Genomic DNA, 22,076 nt, shown 5'->3' on the forward strand with positions numbered 1-22,076 from the left:
CGGCGCATCGTCATCACGGCAATCTGTGTTTTTTGCACACGTTCCCGGTGCCCGGGCAACCTTAGGGTTGCAAGCAAGACCTTGCCATTAAAGGGCAAGGTGTATCCTCTAAAAACGATATGGCCTGTGCCCTTAATGGATCAGGCCATTTTTGTTTTGTACACGAGTCGTCATTTTCTCGTTGTACAGTCATGCAAGATGGTCGTCAGCTTTTAATCAAACAATATGAAAAGGCGGTCTTACACATGATGGAGTTTTTGCAAACAATGAGTTGGGCGGCAGTATTTCAGATCATCCTGATCGATATATTGCTGGGGGGCGATAACGCCGTGGTTATCGCTTTGGCTTGCCGTAACTTGCCTGCCAAACAACGTGTCAAAGGTATTTTGTGGGGTACGGCCGGTGCCATTGGCCTGCGCGTCGTCCTGATTGCCTTTGCCCTGACCTTGCTGGCCGTGCCTTACCTGAAAGTGGTCGGTGCCTTGTTGCTGGTCTGGATTGGTGTGAAACTGCTGATCCCTGAAGATGAAGGCCACGGTAATGTGGAAGGCAGTGCCACCCTGTGGAAAGCTGTTAAAACCATCATTATTGCCGACTTTGTGATGAGCTTGGACAACGTGATCGCCATTGCCGGTGCGGCGCAAACCGCCGATCCGGATCATCAGATCGGTCTGGTTGTCTTTGGTCTGGTCGTAAGTGTGCCTATCATTATCTGGGGCAGCACCCTGGTTCTGAAGCTGATCGATCGCTTCCCTATCGTGGTGACCTTAGGCGCCGCGCTGCTGGGCTGGATTGCCGGTGGCATGATCGTGACCGACGTGAAGTTCATCGAGTTCTTTGGTGAGGCCTCCACCAGCACCAAGCTGATTGCTGAAGTGGTGGGTGCCTTGCTGATCGTTGCCCTGGGTCATGGCATTGCCGCGGCCAAGCGCAAGAAAGCTGCCCAGGCCTGAAATTGAAACAGCAGGTGTAGAACCGGTGCCGGGGGCTTCGCTTCCGGCATGGTTCTGGGTTAAGCTCAAACGATTTTCTAAAAAAAGGAGTACACCATGGCACAAGCCTCCGCACGCCACATTCTGGTCAGCACCGAAGAGAAAGCGAACGAACTGAAAGCCGCTATCGAAGGTGGTTCTGACTTTGCTCAGGTGGCCAAGGAAAATTCCAGCTGCCCATCGGCCCGCATGGGCGGTGAGCTGGGAACATTTGGCCGTGGCCAAATGGTGCCCGAGTTCGATCAGGTTGTGTTCAGCGCCCCCGTTGGCGTTGTGCAAGGCCCCGTCAAGACTCAGTTCGGCTACCACCTGGTAGAAGTGACTGCACGTCAGGACTGATACGATCAGGCCAATAAAAAACCCGCTACGGCGGGTTTTTTTGCGCATGCTGATCTGGTGACTGGTGACTGGTGACTGGTGACTGGTGACTGGTGGTTAGGTGTAGGGCCGGGCGGTGGCTGCTTACAGAAACTAAAGCTTTGATTATCAGGGCTTATACATAAAAAGCCTGGACATTTTCCTGCAAGCTGCGCAGTATGCCAGCCATACCGGCTAACGGCCTTGTCGCCGTATTGTTTGCTTACCGTGAGCGAACCAGCCCATTCTTATAAAGAAATCCGATGAAACGCACCGATATGGAAAAACTCAGCGCCGTCAAACTGCTGAGCAATGTAAAAAAAGCGGGTACGCCACAACGCTTTGCAGGTGACTCCGCCGTGGCCGATCGGCGCGAACAACGTCGTCTGGATCAGGCTGCTGGCCTGGTGTCCTTCCCCGTCAAGCTGACCCAGCCAGTTATTGATGCCGTGCGCGCTCGTGCTACCGAGCAAGGCGTCTCGACCAATGAGGTCATTGATCGGCTGCTGGCTCAAACTCTGGGCCTGTAACCCATGCAGATTTGGGTCGATGCGGACGCTTGTCCCGTAGTCATCAAAGAGATTCTGTACCGCGCCGGGCAGCGCTGGAGTCGCCATGTGATCCTGGTGGCGAATCAGATGCTGCGCACCCCGCCATCGCCCTGGTTGAGGGCGGTGCAGGTGGCACGGGGCTTTGACGTGGCGGACGACTACATCGTCCAGCACGCCAGCGTGGGAGATCTGGTGATTACTGCCGATATCCCTCTGGCTGCCCAGGTGCTGGAGCGTAAAGCTCTGGTCCTGACACCCAGGGGCGAACGCCTGGACGCCAACAGCATAGGCGAGCGCCTGGCCATGCGCGACATGATGGAAGAGCTGCGTAGCACTGGAGTGGATATCGGAGGCCCGGCCCCCTTTAGCCAGGCCGACCGGCGTGAGTTTGCCAACGCATTGGACCGCCTGATGATGAGCCTGCAAACGGCTGCGAGATCGTAAACAGACTTGCCATCCCCCCGGCCCTTGTGTGAGTCTGTCGCTGGATTGAAATTTTTAGAGTGAAGTACGTAATGACAGACTCAAAACGCCCCTTGATGAATTTGACTGGCCTGAACGAGGCCGTCGCCCAGTTCGCCCGCGAGCGTGAGTGGGACCAGTTCCATAGCCCCAAAAATCTGGCCATGGCCCTGACCAACGAAGTGGGCGAGCTGATCGAAATCTTCCAATGGCTGACAGAAGACCAGTCCCGCGAAGCAGGCAAAGACCCGAAAACTGCTGAAGCCGTGCGCGATGAACTGGCTGACGTGCAAATCTACCTGAGCCGTCTGGCCTTCGTTCTGGGTGTGGATATGAATGAGGCTGTTACCAACAAGCTGGTAAAAAACGCCCGGAAATACCCCGCTGACAAAGTGCGGGGGACGAACAAGAAATATACGGAGTTGTAAAAGGGGCTAGGGATTACAGCTCCCCCAGCATTTCCTCTATAAACCGTTCCATCCGCGCGTGTCGCTCACGCGCGATTGCTTGCCCCCGTTCAGTCTGAAAACCCTCGGCCAATTTGAATAATTTGGCCGGGAAGTGATCCAGCGCGTAGCGCTTGTCATCCAGAGGACGAGTCTCTGCTTTTGGGTCTTCCGGCTCATACAAGCTGGAGCCCATTCGCCCCGCTGTATAGAAGCAGCGAGCTATCCCTAAAGCGCCAATGGCATCCAGCCGGTCTGCATCCTGCAAGATGCGGGCCTCCAGACTGACGGGCGGGATGTTTGCTGAAAAGCTGTGGCTTTGAATTGCTTGGCCCACGGCTTCACAGTCCTGCTCTGACCATCCCAGCCTGGTCAGAATGTGTCGTGCCTGCTCCGCCGACAGGGTGGAAGCACGAGAGCGCAATGGCGAATTCTTCTCTACCGCCACGCAGTCGTGCAGCACCGTTGCTGCCAGCAAAATCCGCAGATCCCCACCTTCTTTTTCCTGAATCGCACAGACGTTCTTCCAGACGCGCTGCAAGTGCGTTTGGTCGTGGGAGCCGTCGTTGTGACTGGTGCTGCTGTGGGGCAGGAGTTGGGTGGCAAGCTCTTCAAAGGGATGAAACAGGCTGGACATGGCTATGGTTTGCTGTAGATGGTGCCACAGCATAACGCGAAGCAGCAGGGGCAGGACAGGCTCAAGAAAAAGGACTGCCAGTGGCAGCCCTGAAGGTGAATTGCAGTTTTTAAAGTTAGAAGTTGCTCAGCCCCAGATCACTGACCGAGTCGGCCCAATAGTTCAGCTGCTGATCCACATAGACCGTGAACTCGGCTGGGCTGTTGGTGACCAGGGTCGCGCCGTTCCCTTCCCAGATTTCCTTGATCTTGTCGGTATTCAAGGCACGATGGATGCTGTCTGCCACGTTTTGCACGGTGGCATCCGGTACATCGCCTTGCATGAAAATCCCGTACCAGGTCTGGGCACTGATCTCATCCATGCCCAGTTCTTTCAGCGTGGGAACATCCGGCAAGGCAGGAGCGCGTTCCGGGCTGGATACGGCCAGGGCGCGCAGGCGGCCATTGCGTATCTGTGCCACGGCCGACGGCATGGTCTCGAACATGAAGTCCACTTGATCGCCACTGATCAGCGCCATGACAGCCGGGCCGCTGCCTTTGTAGTGCACGGCGGTCATGGTGGTGCCGGATTTTTTTTCCAGCTTGCCGGCCATCAGATGCAGCATGGTGGCTACGCCACTGGTGCCATAGTTCACGCCAGCCCCTTGCTTGGCGGCGGCCAGCAGGTCGTCCACGCTGTGATAGGGCGAATTGGCGTTCACCACCAGCACATTGGGCATGGCGGCAATCAGGGTGACGGCTTTCAGGTCCTTGCGTGTGTCGTAGGGGAAGTTCTTCAACACGGCAGGTGCAATCATGTGATGCACGGCACCAAACAAGAGCTGATTGTCGGCGGGGCTGGAGTTGGCCACCATGCTGGCACCCAGCACGCCGCCTACACCTCCTTTATTTTCTACAACAACGGTTTGACCTATTTCATTGCCCAGAGCTTCGGCCAGAGGACGAGCCAGGGTGTCGCCCGAACCACCCGCGGCAGAAGGGACGATCAGTCGCACCGGGCGTTCGGCCCAGGCGGGGGGAGCTGCCCAGATTTGGGGCGCGGCAGCAAAGATAAAACTGAGGGCAAGTACAACACGGGACCAGGGTTTCATGTTTTTTTACCTCCTCGGTAGTCGTCGGTTTCAGCCTTTGCCGGAGCCCAGGCTGCCGGGGTTGCTGCGCAGCTTGTCGATTTGATCTTGTCGTGGTGTCAGCCCCAGGCCGGGGGCGTCGGGCATGCGCAGCCAGCCTTGTTCGGGCTGAGGCAGGCCGGTGTAGATCTCGGCCATCATGGCGCTGGCGGCCAGGTGCCATTCCACATCGCCGCCATTGAGCAATCCGCAGTGCAGGTGACCGTTGTGGGAGGGGAACGCCCCGCCATTGGCGACGGACGCGTTAAAGCTTTCCGCCAGAGCGAAGATCTTGCGGGACTGGGTGAAACCTCCAGAAATCAGCACGTTGGGCTGCAGAATGTCGACAGCCTGCTGCATCAACAGATCCCGAAAGCGGTAGGACTGGCCTTCGTTTTGACCAGCGGCAATGGTGATCCCAGTGCTTTGACGCAATTCGCGCAAGCGGCCTGTGTCGTTCTGGGTGATGGGTTCTTCAAAAAAGCCGACGTCCAGATCGCGGGCATGGCGGGCGATGGCTTTGGCGTGTACATAGTCCAGGCTGCAATTGCCGTCGATGTACAGCGGAATGTCGGCGGGGATGGCCTCTCGTACCAGGCTCATGCGGCGCATGTCCTGGCGGATCAGGTCGGCCAGGGGACGGGGTTCGTCGCGACGTTGCAAGCCATGATGGCCTACCACCATCTTCAAGCCCTTGAAGCCTTGATCCACGCAGTCGCGCGCAACTTTAACCAACTCTTCTTCGCCCAGGAAAGCAAAGCCGAAGGTCGCGTAGGCAGGGACTTTTTCACGAGCGCCCCCCAGCAGTTTCCATACGGGCAGACCCAGGGCTTTACCCTTGATGTCCCACAAGGCAATGTCCAACGCAGAGATAGCGTGCATGGCATAGCCCGTCTGGCCACGAGGGCACACGTTCCAGTACATGCGATCCCACAAGCGCTCGGTGTTCAAGGGGTCTTGCCCGATCAGGTCGCTGGCCAGAATATCGTTGATCGTGCTGGCAACAGGGTGCTCTTCGGTAATGGCGCTAAGTCCATAGCCGGTGATGCCTTCATCGGTCTCGATTTCCACATGGCAGATAGCCAGATTCGTGGGTTTTTTGATGCCTGCGCTATCGAACTGAAAAGGCACGTTCAAGGGAATCGCGCGTACTGCCGTGATTTTCATTTTTCTGTCTCCTTGCATTTTTTTGAATGCGTTTGCATGTAATTGTTTTAGGTTTATAGCGTTTTGTTGCAAGCGCGATCAATGGTGTAAACCCTTGATTTCATTGATATATAAAAGCGTGATCTGATATATCAAAAAGGGTTTGTAGCGCTATTTTTAAGGTTTTTAGTTGAAGGTTTTCTGCATCGGCAGATGCTTTAGCGGACGGGAGTGCAGACGTTTTGTGGGGTGCTCAAAAGCAGTGCAGGCGCTTGCGGCATAAGCAGGTAGACCGGCGGGGAAGAGGCAAGCAGGAGTGGATTTTTAGTCCCTGTGCAGATCGCCGTGAAACGCTGGTGATAGACTCATCGAAAGAACGAATCATAAAAAAAGCCCTGCCAGGCAGGGCAGCTTGGCAGGGCTTTTTCTATACCGCGAAGTACGAGCAGGGAGCGGTCTATTTCCCCCGCAGCAACTGCATCTGACGACGATCTTTCTTGGTCGGACGTCCAGCATCAAAGTCCAGTGCAGGTTCAGGTGCCAGACGGCGTTGTTCGGCGGCCTGCGCGCGTCGTGTGCTGCTTTCTTCCGTCTCTTGATACAGCTGGCGAGCAAGCGGCGCGGGACCACGTACGCCGCTTAAGGCGGTGACGTGAACCTCCATGGCAGGAGTCTCCTTGCGCAAGGTAATCACATCACCGATTGAGACTTCGCGGGCAGGCTTGGTGCTTTGCTGATTCAGCAAAACCCGCCCTTTGGTGATCTCCTCGGAAGCCAGGCTGCGCGTCTTGTAAAAGCGCGCTGCCCAGAGCCATTTATCCAGTCGTAATTTGTCCATGCGCTATTGTAAATCCAGTCTGCAAAAGCTGGGCTTAATGCAGTTCCACCGCAGCGGCAGGAGCAGCCTGTACACGAGGCAAACGCAGACGCAGCAGCAGAACCAGACTGAAGACGGCCAGCAATCCAGCCCAGAACATGACGCGGTGAAAGCCGTCTGCCCAGGCGTGCTGGATGGCTTGCATCCAGAACAAGGAATCTGCTGAGGCAGGCAGATTCACCTGACCGGAGCTGATAATTTGTTGTGCCTGTTCCAGCATGGGATTGTCCGGATCAAGACGACTGGACAGGGAGCTGACTGCTCCTTGGCTCATCAAGGAAGCCAGCAGGGCAACGCCCAGGGTCATGCCGGTTTGGCGGATGGCATTGGTGGTGGCTGATGCCATGCCGGAACGCTCACGCGGCACCAGATTCATGACCAAGGTACTGCACGCAGGCACTGACAAACCCATGCCAATGCCCAGTACGGCCAATGCGAAACCAGCCATCCAGTAGGAAGCGCCGGGTTGCAGCAACATCATCAACCAGGAACCGGCAGCCATCAGGCCAAAGCCCGTAGTCAGGATCAGCTTCAATCCAAAGCGCTGGCTCAAGGCACCGAAACGGGAGGCCAGCACAGCCATGCCAATGAACTGGGGAGCCAGCCCCCAGCCGGTTTGGGTGGCACTCCAGCCCAGGGCGTTCTGGAAGAACAGGGACAGGAAAAACACATTGCTATAGGCGGCAAAGCCCAGCACAAAGGAGGCGATATTGGCAGTGCTGAAGCGGTAGTCCCGAAACAGACTCAGAGGCAGCAAGGGGCGGGCGACACGGGTTTGGGCATAGATAAACGCCACGAAGGTGAGCGCGGCCACGCCCAGGGAACGAATCGTCTCGGTAGCGTGCCAGCCTTGCTCACCCGCGCAGATCAGGCCATAGGTCAGGGAGCCAAGCCAGATAACGCTAAGCAACTGGCCGACAGGGTCGAAAGCTGCGTGTTCGGGATTGGCCGACTCCTGAATACCCCACATGCCCAAGCCCAGGGTCAGCAGGCCCAGTGGCAGATTCAGGCTGAAGATCGAAGGCCAGTCGGCTACATCGACCAGCACACCGCCCAGAATCGGGCCCAGTACCAAAGCCAGGGCGCTGAAGGAAGACCAGCCGCCAATGACGCGGGCACGCTGGGCCGGGTCTGGAAAGGCGTGGGTCAGGATCGACAGGGCTCCAGGAATAAGTAAAGCCCCGGCCATGCCTTGCACGACACGACCCCAGAGCAGGGCGCTTAGTGAACCGGCCAAGGCGCACATCATGGAGCCGACGGTGAAGGCCAGCACGCCCAGCAACCAGCTCTTCTTGCGTCCGTAGCGATCCCCCAGTAGCCCGGCAGACAACATGAAGGCGGATAGGCACAGCGCATAGGAATCCACGATCCATTGCAGCCCGGCCATATCGGTTTGCAAGGCTTGTTGCATGCGTGGCAAGGCAAGATTCACGATGCTGATGTCCAGGGTGACCATAAAAGTCCCCAGGTAAATGGCGATGGTTAGAGCAAGTCGGCGAGTCATGATATTTGATAAATGAGAATTATTATCGACGACTATAAAATATTGACTGACTGTCAGTCAATGAAAAATAAACAGGCTGGCTAAAATAGCGCGGTGACACCCGACGAGGCACTTTGTCGGGGTTTTTCTGATACTTTGACATCCATGACCGCTGCCAAAACACCTCGTACCCAACCCTCTGAAGTTCGTCGCCGAGACTTATTGGAGGCGGCTGCCACCTTGTTTTTGCAACAAGGGTTTGATGCCACGCCGGTGGATGAAATTGTGTCGCGGGCGGGCATGTCCAAGGGCTTGTTCTATCACTACTTCAGCTCCAAGCAAGAGATTCTGGCTGCCCTGCGCGAGCAGTTCATCCAGCAGTTTCATGACCGGGTGCAGGGGGCGCTGGAGCAGGCGCCGGAAGATGATTGGGTGCAGCGTCTGGCTTGCTGGATTCGCGCTTCGGTTCAGGCCTATAGGGACACGCTGGAGATGCATGATCTGGTGTTTTCAGACCATATGCGCAGCAACTACCAGGGCGAACGCAATACGGTAACCGAGCCCTTGCACAGGATCCTGAACGAAGGGCAGCAAGCGGGGGCCTGGTCTGTGGCCGACGTGGATTTGACCGCCTGGGTGATCTACCAGGGCATGCATGGCGCGGTCGACAATATGGGGTTGGAAACTGCAGAGCAGTGGGCCGTCATGGAGAACAATCTGGTGACTCTTTTTGTGTCTATGCTCGGGGCGACGCCGCCTCTCCAAAATATGTAGGCTGTTCTAGCCGCACTGGATTGCTGCACTCAGCATACGCAGAACTGGCCTTGTTCTGATTTCTAAACAAGGCCAGTTGCTGGATGAGCAAAGGCTTAGCGGAACTGGAAGTGTTCCTTGTGCAAGGTCCAGGATTTTGCAGGCAGTGTTTGCTTGAGCTCACGTCGCAACTGTCGGCCCATTGCAGCCGGTCCACAGAACCAGATATGCAGAGGTTTGTCGGCATGGTAATGCTGCAGCACCTCTTTGGGCGTCCAGCGACGGCCATCGGCATAAATTTCCAGATTCACGTCCGGGTGCTCTTTGGCAGCCTTGCTCAAGGCCTGAGCCAATGGGTCAGTGCTGTGCTGACAGGCATATTGCAGATAGGCGTAGGGAGCGTGACCGTCCTGATGTTCCTGGCTTAACCAGGATAGAAATGGCGTGGCCCCGACACCCGCACCCACCCAGATATAAATGCCCTTGTCATCGCGGTCCGGCTGAGTGAAGCGTCCATAAGGGCCGTCCAGCTCAATGTTCTGGCCAACATGCAAACGCTCGGGCAGGCTGCGGGTCCAGTCGCCCAGTTGCTTGATATGAAAGCGCACAATCTGGTTATCCTGATCCGCATCGGACAAGGTAAAGGGGTGGGACTCGGATTCACCCTTCAAACGCAAAAAGGCAAACTGCCCAGCCTGGTGACCTGGCCAGGATTGGTCCATGCGGCATTGCACTTCCAGCACATCACCTTGTGACGTACAGGAGATCACGGTGCCCGTATGCGGGTAGGCCGAACTCAAATTGCGTAGCAACTGGATGCCGGCTGCTGCTGTCCCGATCACCATGGTGATGGCCAGTGCCCAGCCGCCTATACCGCTCCAGTAAGCAGGGGGCGTCAGTACCACGCCATGAAAGATCAGGATCAAATAGGCCACTGGCATCAGGCGATGCAGGCTGTACCACTTTTTATAGGAAATCGTGCGGTGCGCCAGGGTAATGATCAGCATCAGAATCAGCGCGTAAAACGTCCATTCACCGAGTGATTTTGCATAGGGCTTGAACAGGCTGACCCATTCAGGAACCGGGGTTTTGGCCAGACGGCCGCCCGTGCCGATCGCTGCCGAGATCAGACCTTTGGATTCCTTGCTGAGCCAATGGGCCAGACTGAGCAAAATGGCGATGATACCCAGCCATTTATGCAACCTGTAGGCTTTGTCCATGCCGCCTAACCAGGGTTCCAGACGGCGGGGACGCAGGGCCAGAATCATGATGGCCGTCATGGTGCCTAGTGCCAGAATCCCGGTTAACAGCATGCCTTCTTGTCGGACCACCCACAGCATATCGCCCGGTGGCGAGGGGGCCAGCCACAGGGCTTCAACAGCCCAGATCAGAAAGAAAGTGGAGAGCAGCAGTAAGAGAGGGCGACGCATGGTCTTTTCCGGATTGTTTGAAAGAGCCGGGTGCTGCGTAGTCGCGATGTGATGAACGTACCGACGCAGCGCACCGGGAACACCTTATTGATGTTAGTACGCTGCCAGGCCGTTTGCGGAGCCAATATTCAAGAGTGTTTTGAGAAAACTCAAAGCACTCCTAAATATTTGTTATTTAAAGCATTTGTTAATGATTCTGGTTGCTGTTTACTCTATTTCAGCTTGTTGCAGAGTAGTTCTTTTGATTGCTTTTCAGACCCATCAAGCCGGGCAGATAAGCGATGCCAGATCGAGCAAAGCCGCGTCCTGGTGAGGCTGTCCGATCAGTTGCAAACCCAAGGGCAGTGGGCTGCTTTGACCGGGCGCGGGCAGGCTCAAGGTAGGCCAGCCCAATAAGGACCAAGGACGATTCAGTATCGAAGAGCCAGTGCTATCCAGTCCATAGGGAGCCGGGCCGGGAGCCGCTGGAGTTAGCAATGCGTCGAAATGACCATAACGATCCTGCCATTCTGTTTGCAATTGGCGACGGCGCGCCTGCCAGGCGTGGTAATCCGCTGCAGGCAATTCCAGGCCTTGTTTGATGGCTTGCACGGTAATGGGGCGCAAGGCATCCGGGCTGGCTTGCCAGACGGGTAGCAGGCTGCGGGCCATTTCATAAGCCATGATCTGGCCTTGCAGGATCAGCAGCTCTTTCAGTTGTGGGTCCGCAGGCAGACGCTCCAGGTGGGCGCCTTGTTGCTCCAGATGCTCACAGCCTTGTTCCAACGCGGCCAGTGCTGCGGGTGTGATCGGGCCCAGATCTTTGCCATCCAGCACGCCAATTCGCGGCGCGGTGGGGACTCGACTATCAGGTAAGCCTTGCAGGACAGTGGCCACGCGGCGCAGCACGGACAAGTCCCGGCTGAAGTAGCCGATCGTGTCCAGGCTGTCGCACAACAGGAAAAGACCGCTGCGATGCACCGCGCCAAAGCTGGGTTTGAAACCCAGAATGCCGGTAAACGCAGCGGGGCGCATCATGGAGCCCCCCGTTTGGGTGCCCAATGCAAAATCAACCATGCCAGCTGCTACGGCCGCTGCCGAACCACTGGAAGAACCGCCGGGCGTGTGCTCCAGGTTCAGTGGATTACGGGTGGGGCCGGGGGCTGCGTAGGCAAATTCGGCGGTGACGGTTTTGCCCAGGGCAATGGCACCGGCCTGACGCAGCAGGGCGACACAGGCGGCGTCCCGCTCGGCCGGTAGCGCGTTGGGGAAATGCGCGCCGTAGCACGTGGGCATGCCTTGAACATCCAGCACATCTTTCACACCAAAGCTCAAACCCGCCAAGGGGCCAGTGGGATTGGTGCTGATACAGGTGGCGGGATCAGCCAGCCAGGACCAGGCCTGGATAGCCTGGTCCTGCGTAGCGAGAGGGGAAGGGCTTGCAGTCATAAGCGAGAACTGGAACTACTGAATCGAGATGTTCTGTGCCTTGATCAGCGTGGTCCAGCGTTTGGTTTCTTCTTTCACAAAAGCGGTAAATTCTTCAGGTGTGCCACCTACAACTTCCGCGCCTTGGGATTCCACAATCTGACGGTAGTCGGGGTCTTTCAGGGCGTCGTTGACAGCCTTGTTCAGTTTTTCCAGTACATCAGCAGGCAAGCCGGCGGGGGCAATCACGCCAAACCAGTTCGATGCCACCAGATCCACGCCTTGTTCTTTGAAGGTGGGGGTGTCAGGCATGGCTTTCAGACGCTCTTCCGAGGTCACGCCCAGTACGCGCAGGCGTGGGTTGTCGATTTGCATGTGGGGCAGGAACAGGCTGGCCAATTCCAGATAGAAGGAGATGTTGCCGGCCAGCAGGTCGTTCGATGCAGGAGCGCCACCACGGTAAGGCACGTGTACGGCGTCAAAGCCGGAGGTGGCCTTGAACTGTTCAGTCAGCAAGTGCGAGGCACCACCAGCGCCAGTCGAGGCGTAGTCGAGTTTTTCGGGGTTCTTCTTACCGTCGGCGACCAGATCAGCCAGAGACTGGTAGGGCGAGTTGCTGTTTACACCCAGTGCCATGGCACCGCGTTCGATCAGGGCGATGGGCTGCAAATCCTGTTCAGGATCAAAAGGCAGGTTGCTGCCGTACAGCGCCTTGTTCACCGACATGGGGCCAAAGTTGCCCAGGCCGATGGTGTAGCCGTTGGGCTTGGCGCGCGCAATCATGCTGGTGCCGATATTACCGCTGGCACCGGGCTTGTTTTCCACCACAATGGTCACGCCCAGGCTGTCGCTCATTTTTTGAGCCAGCATGCGCGAGCGGGTATCCGAGCTGCCACCTGCAGCGTAGGGCACCACAAACGTAATGGGCTGCGAAGGGTAAGCCGCGTCGGCCATGGCCGAACCGGAACCCAACAAAGTCAGTGTGAGCAGGCCACTCAGTAAAGGGGCGCGATGCTTGAATACCGTCATGTCTATCTCCTGCGTTGGGCCAATATTCGCAGTGACGTGCAGTATGGCCCTGTTTTTGATAAGTGTCAGGACGGATGGTAGTAAGAGCTAATTATGTTGTCTAATATTAAAAATAATCGTTATTGATCTTTTTTCTAACCTAATTGGCGGGCATATGCTGGACTCCAAATTAAGCGAGATGTTCTTGGTGGTGGCGGAAGAGCTGCACTTTGGCCGGGCAGCCCAGCGTTTGTTCATGACCCAGCCGCCCTTGAGTCAGGCCATACGCAGGCTGGAAGAGCAGGTAGGGGCGACCTTGTTTATCCGCACCACACGCACGGTGCAATTGACGGCGGCGGGAGCGGAGTTGCAGCGCCGCCTGCGCTTGATCGGCAACGAACTGGAGCAGACCTTGCAAGCGGTACAGCAAGTGCATAGAGGCGAGACTGGCATGTTGCGCATAGCCCTGACCCCCAGCAGCGCCTATGCGGGGGTATCCAAGCATTTGTATCGCTTTCGACAGGACTTCCCGCAGGTGGATATACAGATCTACGAGATGAACTCCAGCGATATGCCTGCGGCTCTTTACGAGCGCCGGGTGGATGTGGCTTTGATTCGGCCTTCCTTTGCCGTGCCCGATTTGAACCCGCAACTGGTGGAGTCCGAACCCATGATGTTTGTCGTCAGGCGGGATGATCCACGTGCTCAGGAGCATAGTCAGGGGCTGACCTTGCACCAGGCTTTCTCTTACGAAATGGTGGCGTATTCGCGGCAACAGTCGCGTTACTTTCATCTCTTGCAGCAGCGCATGCTGCAGCGCTCAGGCTGCCTGCCGCGCTTTGCACAGGAAAGCATGGTGCCCACGGTGCTGGTCATGGTTGAAGCGGGCATTGCTCCAGCTATTGTTCCCGCTTCCCTGGCGCGCTTGCGCACCGATACCTTGGAGTATCTGCCTTTGCTGGATGCAGACGATATTGCGGCTGAGCTGATGAGTGCTTATGTCTCGGACAATACCAACCCGGCCTTGGTGAATTTTCTGGCGGTGCTGGAACAGAATCGCTCAAGTTGATTGGCGGGCAGCCAACCATTCCCGCATGGATTGTCCCGTGCGCTGCCGAAACAGGCGGGACAGGGCAGAGGGGTTGGCGTAGCCCAGATCCAGAGCAATACGTTTGGCAGACTGGCCTTGTGCCAGCCGCTGGCAGGCCAGCGACAGGCGCCATTGGGCCAGATAGTCTGCCGGTGTGTCGCCCACCCAGTGCTTGAATTGCACGGCAAAGGCGCTGCGCGACATCTTGGCTTCCTGTGCCAGTGATTGCACGGTCCAGTCCCGACCGGGATCGGCCTGAATCGCCAGCAGTGCGCGCGCGATGGGTGGGTGTGACAAACCTCGGAACAGGCCTACGGGAATCTCGCAACGATCAGGATGGTCAAACAGCCAGCGTAGCAATTGCAGCAACACGATCTCGAACAGACGGTCTGCTAGTAGGCGATGGCCGCAGCGCACGGACTCCGTTTCTGCAAAGAGCAGGCCCAGTGCCTGTTCAAGGCCGGCCGCTTCTTCCAGCGGCACAATAATCAGATCGGGCAGGGAGCGGGCCAAGGGATGATGCTCACCCCCATCAAAATCCAGGGTGGCACAGGTGAAATCCGAGCCTTCATTGGGTAGATCGTAAAAAGCGTGCTCCAGCGGACGGGGGTAGAACAGCAGGCTGGGGCGGTCAATGGTCAGGACTTCCGGCACGGGATCGCGCGGATCGTGGCGCACGCTTAACTGGCCGCGTCGCAGAATGTGCAAGAAGGCCCGTCCGGGTTGGGCCGCAAAGCGGGTTACGCCACACAAAGAGCCGTTGTAGAACAAATGAGCCCGAACACGGAATTGTTCCAGCAGAAGGGAGAGGCGATCCAGGTTCATGAAAACATCCTCATCTGGATGAAAAGGTAAGTTGTCGGGACTAATCTTATCCAATGATCTTGATCTTGGCGAGACACTATCCCTGCAAGCTTTTTCCGGCCACCCCGGCCTACTTCACCAGGAGATCATCATGTCCCGTCTTACATTGCCCGACGTTGCTCAAGCTCCCGCCGCCAGCCAGCCTGCTTTGCAGGAAATTCAAAAAGCCTTTGGTGGCAGCGTGCCTGCCATGTTCCGTATGGTGTCCAATTCGCCCGCCGCCTTGCGCAGCATGTGGGGCTCTTTCGGTGCCTTTGCCGGTGGCAAGCTGGGTGCGAAATTGGGCGAGCAATTGGCGGTTGCCATTGCCGACCGTAATCGTTGCGAATACTGCTTGGCTGCCCATAATGTGCTGGGTGCCAATGCTGGCCTAAGTCCGGAGACACTGGCCCAGGCTCAGCGTGGTCAGTCGGATGACCCGCGTACCGCCGCCGCTTTGAAATTTGTGCTCAAGCTGGTGGATCAGCGTGGGCAAGTTTCGGCTGCCGATGTGCAAGCCGTGCGCGATGCCGGCTTTTCCGAAGGTGAGGTGGTGGAACTGGTCGGTGTGACTGCCTTGAACCTGTTCACCAACTACATCAACAATGCGCTGGAGGTTCCGGTGGATTTCAAGGCCGTTGAGCTGACTGCCTAAGCATCGATATGGAAGCCCGCTTGCTGATATGCAGGCGGGTTTTCTTGCGTCTGTTGTCTGTGTTTTATTTGGCTGACAAGGGACCGGAATTGATAGCTGTCAGCGGCTGGTTCACATCAAAAAAGCGCGCATCAATGCCGGTGATGCCAAAGCTGTTGAGCCGTTTGCTGTGCATCTCCAGATACGCCTGCGCGCTGGCTTGATCGCTGAATAGATACACGCCACCTGCTTTGGACTGTTCTTTATTCTCGGTCCAGATTTTCCAGATCAAGCCAGGTTCCAGGCAGATGGATTGCGCCAGTTCTTGCATGGCTTCGCTCATCTCTGAGCCCCAAGGGCCGGGGTAAGGAAAATCAACATACAGCAGGGTGCTCATGATCGGCTCCATATCAAAATACGTGTCGAACATCATACCTTGATGTTTGAATTGTCCAGTACTGTCTCTTATTTGTCATGGGACGTTGAAAGGCCCGTGATTGGCTGGCCTCCCCCTTGAAGGGGGCGTATAGTTTTTCTTTTGCTATTTGCTGGTGGAAGCCCTCATGTCCTGGACCGCTTTGTTGTTGGTGGTGTGTGCTGCGTTCATTCATGCGGGTTGGAACTTGCTCTCTAAACGGGCGGCGATGGCAGGGGCGCATTTCGTATTCGCCTATTCCTTTTTTGCCATTCTGTTTTATTTCCCCATCACGCTATGGGTGGTCTTTACGCAAGGCAATATGCCCTGGACCAGCGAGACCATTACCTGTTTGGTGCTTAGTGCCTTGCTGCACATGTGCTATAGCCTGAGTTTGCAAAAAGGCTATCAGGTTGCAGACCTGTCCGTGGTGTATCCCATTGCCCGTGGTACGGGCCCCATGCTCTCTTCCATTGGTGCTTTTATCCTGCTGGGCGAGCCTGTGCGTCCTTTGGGAGTGCTCGGCATCTTGCTGGTCGTGATGGGGATTTTGCTGATCGCCACGCAAGGTCGACTGCGCCGTTTTTTCAGCCCTGCAGCGCTGACGGGTGTGCGTTGGGGCATGCAGACCGGGATTCTGATTGCGGCCTATACCGTGGTCGATGCCTATGGCGTCAAGGTGCTGCTGATCTCGCCATTCCTGCTGGATTGGTTCAGCAATGTGTTGCGCCTGGGGATGCTGGCCCCTTTTATCGCCAAGCGGGGGCGGGCAGGCTTCGTCAAGTTCAAACCTTATTGGAAACTGGCGGCTGCAGTGGGTTTGTTATCGCCCATGTCCTACATCCTGGTCTTGCAGGCATTAAGTATGGGCGCACCCTTGTCCATGGTGGCTCCCGCCCGTGAAATGTCCATGATGGCCGGCACCATATTGGGTATGGTCGTCCTGCGCGAAAAGGCCAATGTCTGGAGTTTGCTCGGTTGCGCCATCATGATCAGCGGAGTCATTGCCCTGACATCCGGGCCGGCGGCCTGATCCGTCTCTTGAAATATGGTGGGTCGTCCCTATCTGTCTGCAATAGGGCGCGCTTTGGCGTGCGGCAATCAACCCATTTTTTTGCTTTTTCACCATGAGCCAGACTGACACTGCGAATACGTCCGAAACCTTGGGTTTTCAGGCTGAAGTCAAACAATTACTGCATTTGATGATTCACTCCTTGTACAGCAACAAGGAGATTTTCCTGCGTGAGCTGGTATCCAATGCGTCGGATGCCTGTGACAAACTGCGCTTTGAGGCTATCGACAATCCAGCTTTGCTGGAAGGCGACCCAGAAATGCGTATCCGCGTGGAGTTCGACAAGGACCAGCGCACGATCACCATTTCCGACAACGGCATTGGCATGTCCCGTGATGAAGCCATTGCCAACCTGGGCACCATTGCTCGCTCGGGCACCAAAGAGTTCTTCTCCCAACTGACGGGCGACAAGCAAAAAGACACTCAACTGATTGGTCAGTTTGGCGTGGGCTTTTACTCCTCCTTTATCGTGGCCAATAAAGTGTCCGTGCTGACACGTCGTGCCGGTAGCGATCAGGAAGCCGTGCTGTGGGAGTCCGCCGGTGAAGGCGAGTTCACCATTGCCGCCGCTGAAAAAGCCGAGCGCGGAACCACCATCACCTTGCACCTGCGTGAAGGCGAGGACGATTTCCTGGACGGCTGGCGACTGCGCAACGTGCTGCGTCGCTACTCCGATCACATCTCCTTGCCCGTGCAAATGCGCAAGGAAGAGTGGGACGAAGAAAAGCAGCAACAAGTAAAGCAGGACGAGTGGGAAAGCGTGAACCAGGCCAGCGCCTTGTGGACACGCTCCAAGTCGGAAATCACCGACGAGCAGTACCAGGAGTTCTACAAGCATATCGCTCACGATTACGAGAACCCTCTGGCCTGGACACACAACCGGGTCGAAGGTCGTAGCGAATACACCCAGCTCCTGTTCGTACCCAAGCAAGCTCCTTTCGATCTGTGGGATCGCGATGCTCGCCGTGGTGTGAAGCTGTACGTGAAACGCGTGTTCATCATGGACGACGCCGAGCAGCTGCTGCCTGCTTACCTGCGCTTTGTGCGCGGCGTCATCGATTCGGCTGATTTGCCACTGAACGTTTCGCGTGAAATCCTGCAAGAAAGCCGTGATGTGCGTGCCATCCGTGAGGGTAGTGCCAAGCGCATCCTGTCCTTGCTGGAAGATCTGGCCGAGAACCAACCCGAGCAATATGCCGAGTTCTGGAACCAGTTCGGCCAGGTCCTGAAAGAAGGCACTGGCGAAGACATGGGCAATCAGGCCCGTATCGCTGCCTTGCTGCGCTTTGCCTCCACGAATCAGGAAGGTTCGGCCCAGACCGTGTCCCTGAACGACTACATCGGTCGCATGAAAGAAGGTCAGGACAAGATTTACTACGTCACGGCTGACACTTTTGCCGCTGCATCTAACAGCCCGCATCTGGAAGTATTCCGCAAGAAAGGCATCGAAGTGCTGTTGATGTCCGACCGTGTGGACGAGTGGATGTTGTCTTACTTGCGCGAATTTGAAGGCAAGCAACTGGTATCCGTGGCCAAGGGTGGCCTGGACCTGGATTCGCTGGCGGACGAGGAAGAAAAGAAACATCAGGCCGAAGTGGCTGAGACCTTCAAACCTCTGGTCGAGCGCCTGCAAACCACACTGGGCGAGAAGGTCAAGGAAGTGCGCATTACTGCCCGCCTGGTCGATTCCCCCGCTTGCGTGGTGGTCGATGCCAACGAGCTGAGCCCGCACCTGCTGCGTATGCTGCAAGCCGCTGGCCAGGAAGCTCCCGAGGTCAAGCCGATTCTGGAAATCAACCCGGAGCACGCCTTGATCGCCAAAGTCCAGGCCGCTGACGACGAGGCTTTTGGTGAGTGGGCACAGTTGCTGCTGGAACAAGCCATGCTGGCCGAGGGTGCCGCATTGCAGGATCCCGCCAGTTTTGTGAAGCGTGTGAACCGTTTGCTGTTGAATCTGTAAACCTGAATCTTGCTGGCTCTGCCTCTGGGTGGAGTCAGCAATCGTTTAGCCTCATAGCCTTGATCTTCATTTGTAAGATCAAGGCTTTTTTGCGTCCATTGGCAGAGGACTAAGGGGAGAAGCAGGAAGATAAGGGGCTAAACAAACGTTTGTGGCTAAGCGATTTTTTATTTTTTGTCCATCTTAATGAGAATTGATCGTAATACGATGTATGGACGCCACAATGTAAGGACAAAAACGCGGTTTTTGAGTCAAATTTCAGGAAATCGCAGGATATGGATGGACTTCATAATAAGAATGATTAATATTACCGCTTCCTTTAAAAGCGCTTATCTGGCAGCGAAACATCGCTAATAGCGAGCGATCGGACTTGATTCGATGGCACTGCCCCAAAAAAGAGCGATAACTACCACATGGAGCTGGTGATGTTGTTTGTTTCCACCCTGCCGCCTCGTCGGTTCGCCGAGACGGTTTTGTCCGCAGCATTGTTTGCTGCTCTGACAACTCCTGCAATTGCTCAAACCGCCAATCCAGGCGTGACCGAGCTGCAATCCATCAAAGTTCAAGGCACGACGGATGCTAATGGCATTGATGGTTTTCAAGCGCATAAAGCGCAATCGGTGAAGTTTTCCGAGACATTGCTTAACACCCCGCGTTCCATCACCGTGATCCCGGAGGAGGTGATCAGGGACCGTGGCGCAACGTCGCTGCAAGATGTGTTGCGTACGACTCCTGGCATTACCCTGGGATCGGGCGAAGGAGGCACGCCTATGGGTGACCGTCCCTTTATCCGGGGTTACGAAGCCAGTACCGATATTTTTATCGACGGTGTGCGCGACTATTCCCGTGGCTCGCACGAGACCTTCAACCTGGAATCGGTTGAAGTCTTGAAAGGTCCCAGCTCGGCTTATACCGGCCGTGGCGGTACCGGCGGCAGCCTGAACCTGGTGACCAAGTCTCCCAAGCTGAAAGACTTCTTCCAGGTGGAAGCGGGCTATGGCACGTCTGATCAATATCGTCTGACTGCTGACGGTAACTACGCTTTCTCGGATACCGGCGCCATCCGTCTGAATCTGATGCGTATGGGCGGCGAAGTGGCAGGGCGCGATGGTGTAAAGATTGATCGCTGGGGCATTGCTCCTTCCATCGCCTTTGGTTTGGGTACGCCAACGCGTGTGACCTTGTCTTACTCGCGTCTTGAGAACAAGGACATGCCGGACTTGGGCTTTCCTTTCAAGAATGCTGCCAATCCGGATCGCGTCACCCCACTGGAAGCGGACCGCGATAACTTTTACGGTCGCCGCAATGTGGACTTTCGCAAGTACATTGCCGATACCGCTTCGGCCAGCGTCGAACATGATCTGAATGATCGTTTCACGGTGCGTAACGTCACGCGTTACAGCAAGACTCTGAATCACTATCTGATGACGCGTCCGTCTTTTGATAACTGCGCCGCAGGTGCAGGTGGGGCTTGCGCGACGGAAGGTGCTGGCTTGCAGTTTCGCCGCGATGATCGGACGAACTACCGTGTTGCAGAGTCTCTGCTGAACCAGACAGATGTCTACGGCAGCTTTAATACTGGTTCGATCAAGCATGACATCGTTGCAGGTGTGGAAATCAGTAAGGAGGAAATCCACAACAAAGCGATGACGGGTGGCCCAGGCCGTGATACTGACTCGTTCTACGACCCGAACCCTAATCGACAGTACAACTATTCGCTGCAGTACGGTCCCAAGACCAAAACCGGCGATATCAAGACCCGTTCGGCCTACATCTTTGACACTGTGACCTTGAATGATCAGTGGATGATCAATGGTGGTTTGCGCTTTGATCGCTTTGAAGCCGACAACACCAAAGAGTCTCGCAAAGACGATATGTGGAACTATCAGTTGGGCGTGGTCTACAAACCCGCACAAAATGGTTCCATTTATCTGAGCTACGGTACATCTTCAAATCCTACGGGTGAAAACCTGGGGCAGGCCGGTGGTGCAGATGGCCCGGCAGGCGGAGCAGCAATTCGTGACTTGAAGCCAGAGCGCAGCTACAGCTGGGAACTGGGGACCAAGTGGGATGTGGCTGACGAGAAGTTGTCTTTGACAGCGGCCATTTTCCAGACCGACAAGAAAGATGCTCGCTCTACTGATCCGTTGACCGGTGACGTGTCCTTGAGTGGCAGCAATCGTGTGCGTGGTCTGGAGTTGGGCGCGGCTGGTGCAATTACCCCTAACTGGAATCTGTGGGCTGGCTACACCTACCTGGATCCCAAGATCAAGAAGTACCGCAACAAAGACAATGTCTTTGACGGCAACCAGATGAAGTTCATCTCCAAGCAGAGCTTCAATATCTGGACAACCTACAAAATCATGCCCGAGTTGACCTTGGGCGCAGGTGCCACATTTGTAGGCAAGCGCTTTGTGGATGACGCCAACCAATTGAAACTGCCTTCTTACTGGCGTTACGATGCGATGGCGCGCTACGACCTGAACAAGAACGTGTCCTTCCAGTTCAACGTCAACAACATCAGCAATGTGCGCATGTATGATGCCTCTCACGTTGGTATTTTTGCCAACGTCGGCCCAGGCCGCTCCTACATGTTCAATGCCTCTTACCGCTTCGAGTAAGCTGCAGCTTGTAGTGTAAAGTCGGATGGGCCGCCCTCTTGAGGCGGCCTGTCTGCTTCTTGTACGACTTTGTGCTTTTTTGTTCTTGCAGGTATCCCATGCTGATTACTATCCCGGACGTTCTCAACGCTGAGCAATTGCGAGACTGTCGCCAGGCCCTGGAGCAGGCGCAGTGGGAGGATGGGCGTGCGACGGCGGGTTATCTGGCCCAGCACAGCAAACGGAACCTGCAACTGCCTCTGGATGCAGCAGTGTCTCGCCAGATGGGCGAGTTTCTGATGCACGTACTGGGTCAGCACAGCGGCTTTATTGCCGCTGCTTTGCCCCTGCGTATGCTGCCGCCACGCTTTAATCGTTACGAGGGTGGCGGGGAGTACGGCAAGCACATTGATAACGCGATTTTTACGGTTCCTGGCACGGCTCAGCGCTTGCGTACGGATGTGTCCACGACCTTGTTTTTCAGCGATCCCGATGAATACGAAGGTGGAGAGCTGATCATCGAGGATGTGTACGGCACGCAGTCCATCAAGCTGCCTGCAGGACATATGGTGGTGTATCCCGGAACGAGTCTGCATCGCGTCCAGCCTGTCACTAAAGGAACGCGCTATGCCTCGTTTTTCTGGACGCAAAGCATGGTGCGCCATGCGCATCAACGCAAGTTGCTATGGGAGCTGGATCAGAGCATTCAACAACTGGCCAAGCAGAATGCGGATGCCCAGGAGCTATCACGCCTGACGGGGATTTATCATAATTTGCTGCGTGAATGGAGCGATGTCTGATCGCC

Annotated in this window: 22 protein-coding genes; 12 read left to right on the forward strand and 10 right to left on the reverse strand. The window is 56.0% G+C overall.

What is annotated here, in order from left to right:
- Positions 1-245 precede the first annotated feature (245 nt).
- From ACU6HM_RS08045 to ACU6HM_RS08065, 5 genes are all read left to right on the forward strand, one after another.
- Positions 246-953, forward strand: coding sequence for a TerC family protein (locus ACU6HM_RS08045; protein WP_009463194.1), 708 nt, complete (start codon positions 246-248; stop codon positions 951-953).
- A 96-nt stretch (positions 954-1,049) separates the two neighbouring features.
- On the forward strand, positions 1,050-1,331 hold the full coding sequence (locus ACU6HM_RS08050) for a peptidylprolyl isomerase (RefSeq protein ID WP_009463196.1): 282 nt from the start codon (positions 1,050-1,052) through the stop codon (positions 1,329-1,331).
- A 281-nt stretch (positions 1,332-1,612) separates the two neighbouring features.
- Positions 1,613-1,879: a hypothetical protein gene (locus ACU6HM_RS08055; RefSeq protein ID WP_009463198.1), complete on the forward strand. Its 267-nt coding sequence runs from the start codon at positions 1,613-1,615 to the stop codon at positions 1,877-1,879.
- A gap of 3 nt (positions 1,880-1,882) precedes the next feature.
- Positions 1,883-2,344, forward strand: a complete 462-nt coding sequence (locus tag ACU6HM_RS08060) for a YaiI/YqxD family protein (protein ID WP_009463200.1) — start codon at positions 1,883-1,885, stop codon at positions 2,342-2,344.
- Between the two features lie 71 nt (positions 2,345-2,415).
- The gene (locus tag ACU6HM_RS08065; RefSeq protein WP_009463202.1) at positions 2,416-2,790 is read left to right on the forward strand and encodes a nucleotide pyrophosphohydrolase; all 375 of its coding nucleotides are present in this window, start codon (positions 2,416-2,418) and stop codon (positions 2,788-2,790) included.
- A 13-nt stretch (positions 2,791-2,803) separates the two neighbouring features.
- On the opposite strand, the gene ACU6HM_RS08070 is transcribed toward ACU6HM_RS08065, so the two are convergent.
- From ACU6HM_RS08070 to ACU6HM_RS08090, 5 genes are all read right to left on the reverse strand, one after another.
- Complete coding sequence (locus ACU6HM_RS08070; protein ID WP_250756679.1) at positions 2,804-3,445, reverse strand: HD domain-containing protein; 642 nt, start codon at positions 3,443-3,445, stop codon at positions 2,804-2,806.
- Positions 3,446-3,560: 115 nt separating this feature from the next.
- Entirely contained in the window at positions 3,561-4,535 is a 975-nt protein-coding gene (locus ACU6HM_RS08075; RefSeq protein ID WP_446763640.1) for a Bug family tripartite tricarboxylate transporter substrate binding protein, read from the reverse strand.
- Between the two features lie 30 nt (positions 4,536-4,565).
- A complete protein-coding gene (locus ACU6HM_RS08080; protein ID WP_446763641.1) occupies positions 4,566-5,720 on the reverse strand; it encodes a mandelate racemase/muconate lactonizing enzyme family protein in 1,155 nt (384 codons plus the stop codon).
- 436 nt (positions 5,721-6,156) lie between these two features.
- Positions 6,157-6,537: an RNA-binding S4 domain-containing protein gene (locus ACU6HM_RS08085; protein ID WP_250756681.1), complete on the reverse strand. Its 381-nt coding sequence runs from the start codon at positions 6,535-6,537 to the stop codon at positions 6,157-6,159.
- Between the two features lie 34 nt (positions 6,538-6,571).
- Positions 6,572-8,080, reverse strand: coding sequence for a DHA2 family efflux MFS transporter permease subunit (locus ACU6HM_RS08090; RefSeq protein WP_446763642.1), 1,509 nt, complete (start codon positions 8,078-8,080; stop codon positions 6,572-6,574).
- 144 nt (positions 8,081-8,224) lie between these two features.
- On the opposite strand from ACU6HM_RS08090, the gene ACU6HM_RS08095 reads away from it, so the two are divergent.
- Positions 8,225-8,833 carry a TetR/AcrR family transcriptional regulator gene (locus ACU6HM_RS08095; protein WP_446763643.1) on the forward strand — a complete coding sequence of 203 codons (609 nt, stop codon included), beginning with the start codon at positions 8,225-8,227 and terminating at the stop codon, positions 8,831-8,833.
- 95 nt (positions 8,834-8,928) lie between these two features.
- Here ACU6HM_RS08095 and ACU6HM_RS08100 read toward each other — a convergent pair whose 3' ends face one another.
- The 3 genes from ACU6HM_RS08100 to ACU6HM_RS08110 all read right to left on the reverse strand — a co-directional run bounded on the left by ACU6HM_RS08100 (position 8,929) and on the right by ACU6HM_RS08110 (position 12,678).
- The gene (locus ACU6HM_RS08100) at positions 8,929-10,242 is read right to left on the reverse strand and encodes a ferredoxin reductase family protein (RefSeq protein WP_035271333.1); all 1,314 of its coding nucleotides are present in this window, start codon (positions 10,240-10,242) and stop codon (positions 8,929-8,931) included.
- A gap of 261 nt (positions 10,243-10,503) precedes the next feature.
- Positions 10,504-11,670 (reverse strand): amidase, encoded by a 1,167-nt coding sequence (locus ACU6HM_RS08105; RefSeq protein WP_446763644.1) that lies wholly within the window; start codon positions 11,668-11,670, stop codon positions 10,504-10,506.
- 15 nt (positions 11,671-11,685) lie between these two features.
- The gene (locus tag ACU6HM_RS08110; protein ID WP_035271329.1) at positions 11,686-12,678 is read right to left on the reverse strand and encodes a Bug family tripartite tricarboxylate transporter substrate binding protein; all 993 of its coding nucleotides are present in this window, start codon (positions 12,676-12,678) and stop codon (positions 11,686-11,688) included.
- A gap of 154 nt (positions 12,679-12,832) precedes the next feature.
- Here ACU6HM_RS08110 and ACU6HM_RS08115 point away from each other — a divergent pair, with 154 nt between their 5' ends.
- The gene (locus ACU6HM_RS08115; protein ID WP_026484978.1) at positions 12,833-13,726 is read left to right on the forward strand and encodes a LysR substrate-binding domain-containing protein; all 894 of its coding nucleotides are present in this window, start codon (positions 12,833-12,835) and stop codon (positions 13,724-13,726) included.
- Here the strand turns inward: ACU6HM_RS08115 and ACU6HM_RS08120 are convergent.
- The gene (locus ACU6HM_RS08120; protein WP_115634286.1) at positions 13,718-14,572 is read right to left on the reverse strand and encodes an AraC family transcriptional regulator; all 855 of its coding nucleotides are present in this window, start codon (positions 14,570-14,572) and stop codon (positions 13,718-13,720) included. The genes ACU6HM_RS08115 and ACU6HM_RS08120 overlap by 9 nt on opposite strands.
- 130 nt (positions 14,573-14,702) lie before the next feature.
- Here ACU6HM_RS08120 and ACU6HM_RS08125 point away from each other — a divergent pair, with 130 nt between their 5' ends.
- Positions 14,703-15,245: a carboxymuconolactone decarboxylase family protein gene (locus tag ACU6HM_RS08125; protein ID WP_083054202.1), complete on the forward strand. Its 543-nt coding sequence runs from the start codon at positions 14,703-14,705 to the stop codon at positions 15,243-15,245.
- Positions 15,246-15,309: 64 nt separating this feature from the next.
- On the opposite strand, the gene ACU6HM_RS08130 is transcribed toward ACU6HM_RS08125, so the two are convergent.
- Positions 15,310-15,621: a monooxygenase gene (locus ACU6HM_RS08130; protein ID WP_060186241.1), complete on the reverse strand. Its 312-nt coding sequence runs from the start codon at positions 15,619-15,621 to the stop codon at positions 15,310-15,312.
- Between the two features lie 166 nt (positions 15,622-15,787).
- On the opposite strand from ACU6HM_RS08130, the gene ACU6HM_RS08135 reads away from it, so the two are divergent.
- The 4 genes from ACU6HM_RS08135 to ACU6HM_RS08150 all read left to right on the forward strand — a co-directional run bounded on the left by ACU6HM_RS08135 (position 15,788) and on the right by ACU6HM_RS08150 (position 22,071).
- Positions 15,788-16,672, forward strand: coding sequence for an EamA family transporter (locus tag ACU6HM_RS08135; protein ID WP_060186242.1), 885 nt, complete (start codon positions 15,788-15,790; stop codon positions 16,670-16,672).
- A 94-nt stretch (positions 16,673-16,766) separates the two neighbouring features.
- A complete protein-coding gene (htpG, locus tag ACU6HM_RS08140; RefSeq protein ID WP_250756685.1) occupies positions 16,767-18,671 on the forward strand; it encodes a molecular chaperone HtpG in 1,905 nt (634 codons plus the stop codon).
- Between the two features lie 425 nt (positions 18,672-19,096).
- Positions 19,097-21,292 carry a TonB-dependent receptor gene (locus ACU6HM_RS08145; protein ID WP_251196513.1) on the forward strand — a complete coding sequence of 732 codons (2,196 nt, stop codon included), beginning with the start codon at positions 19,097-19,099 and terminating at the stop codon, positions 21,290-21,292.
- A 98-nt stretch (positions 21,293-21,390) separates the two neighbouring features.
- Positions 21,391-22,071 carry a Fe2+-dependent dioxygenase gene (locus tag ACU6HM_RS08150; protein ID WP_250756687.1) on the forward strand — a complete coding sequence of 227 codons (681 nt, stop codon included), beginning with the start codon at positions 21,391-21,393 and terminating at the stop codon, positions 22,069-22,071.
- Positions 22,072-22,076: the final 5 nt, after the last annotated feature.

The sequence above is a fragment of the Alcaligenes sp. RM2 genome, assembly GCF_052931795.1.

What these genes read in the sequence shown, in the direction of transcription:
- ACU6HM_RS08045 (WP_009463194.1), top strand. Translation starts at nt 246, where the DNA reads ATGATGGAGTTTTTGCAAACAATGAGTTGGGCGGCAGTATTTCAGATC.
- ACU6HM_RS08050 (WP_009463196.1), top strand. Translation starts at nt 1,050, where the DNA reads ATGGCACAAGCCTCCGCACGCCACATTCTGGTCAGCACCGAAGAGAAA.
- ACU6HM_RS08055 (WP_009463198.1), top strand. Translation starts at nt 1,613, where the DNA reads ATGAAACGCACCGATATGGAAAAACTCAGCGCCGTCAAACTGCTGAGC.
- ACU6HM_RS08060 (WP_009463200.1), top strand. Translation starts at nt 1,883, where the DNA reads ATGCAGATTTGGGTCGATGCGGACGCTTGTCCCGTAGTCATCAAAGAG.
- ACU6HM_RS08065 (WP_009463202.1), top strand. Translation starts at nt 2,416, where the DNA reads ATGACAGACTCAAAACGCCCCTTGATGAATTTGACTGGCCTGAACGAG.
- ACU6HM_RS08070 (WP_250756679.1), bottom strand. Translation starts at nt 3,445, where the DNA reads ATGTCCAGCCTGTTTCATCCCTTTGAAGAGCTTGCCACCCAACTCCTG.
- ACU6HM_RS08075 (WP_446763640.1), bottom strand. Translation starts at nt 4,535, where the DNA reads ATGAAACCCTGGTCCCGTGTTGTACTTGCCCTCAGTTTTATCTTTGCT.
- ACU6HM_RS08080 (WP_446763641.1), bottom strand. Translation starts at nt 5,720, where the DNA reads ATGAAAATCACGGCAGTACGCGCGATTCCCTTGAACGTGCCTTTTCAG.
- ACU6HM_RS08085 (WP_250756681.1), bottom strand. Translation starts at nt 6,537, where the DNA reads ATGGACAAATTACGACTGGATAAATGGCTCTGGGCAGCGCGCTTTTAC.
- ACU6HM_RS08090 (WP_446763642.1), bottom strand. Translation starts at nt 8,080, where the DNA reads ATGACTCGCCGACTTGCTCTAACCATCGCCATTTACCTGGGGACTTTT.
- ACU6HM_RS08095 (WP_446763643.1), top strand. Translation starts at nt 8,225, where the DNA reads ATGACCGCTGCCAAAACACCTCGTACCCAACCCTCTGAAGTTCGTCGC.
- ACU6HM_RS08100 (WP_035271333.1), bottom strand. Translation starts at nt 10,242, where the DNA reads ATGCGTCGCCCTCTCTTACTGCTGCTCTCCACTTTCTTTCTGATCTGG.
- ACU6HM_RS08105 (WP_446763644.1), bottom strand. Translation starts at nt 11,670, where the DNA reads ATGACTGCAAGCCCTTCCCCTCTCGCTACGCAGGACCAGGCTATCCAG.
- ACU6HM_RS08110 (WP_035271329.1), bottom strand. Translation starts at nt 12,678, where the DNA reads ATGACGGTATTCAAGCATCGCGCCCCTTTACTGAGTGGCCTGCTCACA.
- ACU6HM_RS08115 (WP_026484978.1), top strand. Translation starts at nt 12,833, where the DNA reads ATGCTGGACTCCAAATTAAGCGAGATGTTCTTGGTGGTGGCGGAAGAG.
- ACU6HM_RS08120 (WP_115634286.1), bottom strand. Translation starts at nt 14,572, where the DNA reads ATGAACCTGGATCGCCTCTCCCTTCTGCTGGAACAATTCCGTGTTCGG.
- ACU6HM_RS08125 (WP_083054202.1), top strand. Translation starts at nt 14,703, where the DNA reads ATGTCCCGTCTTACATTGCCCGACGTTGCTCAAGCTCCCGCCGCCAGC.
- ACU6HM_RS08130 (WP_060186241.1), bottom strand. Translation starts at nt 15,621, where the DNA reads ATGAGCACCCTGCTGTATGTTGATTTTCCTTACCCCGGCCCTTGGGGC.
- ACU6HM_RS08135 (WP_060186242.1), top strand. Translation starts at nt 15,788, where the DNA reads ATGTCCTGGACCGCTTTGTTGTTGGTGGTGTGTGCTGCGTTCATTCAT.
- htpG (WP_250756685.1), top strand. Translation starts at nt 16,767, where the DNA reads ATGAGCCAGACTGACACTGCGAATACGTCCGAAACCTTGGGTTTTCAG.
- ACU6HM_RS08145 (WP_251196513.1), top strand. Translation starts at nt 19,097, where the DNA reads ATGTTGTTTGTTTCCACCCTGCCGCCTCGTCGGTTCGCCGAGACGGTT.
- ACU6HM_RS08150 (WP_250756687.1), top strand. Translation starts at nt 21,391, where the DNA reads ATGCTGATTACTATCCCGGACGTTCTCAACGCTGAGCAATTGCGAGAC.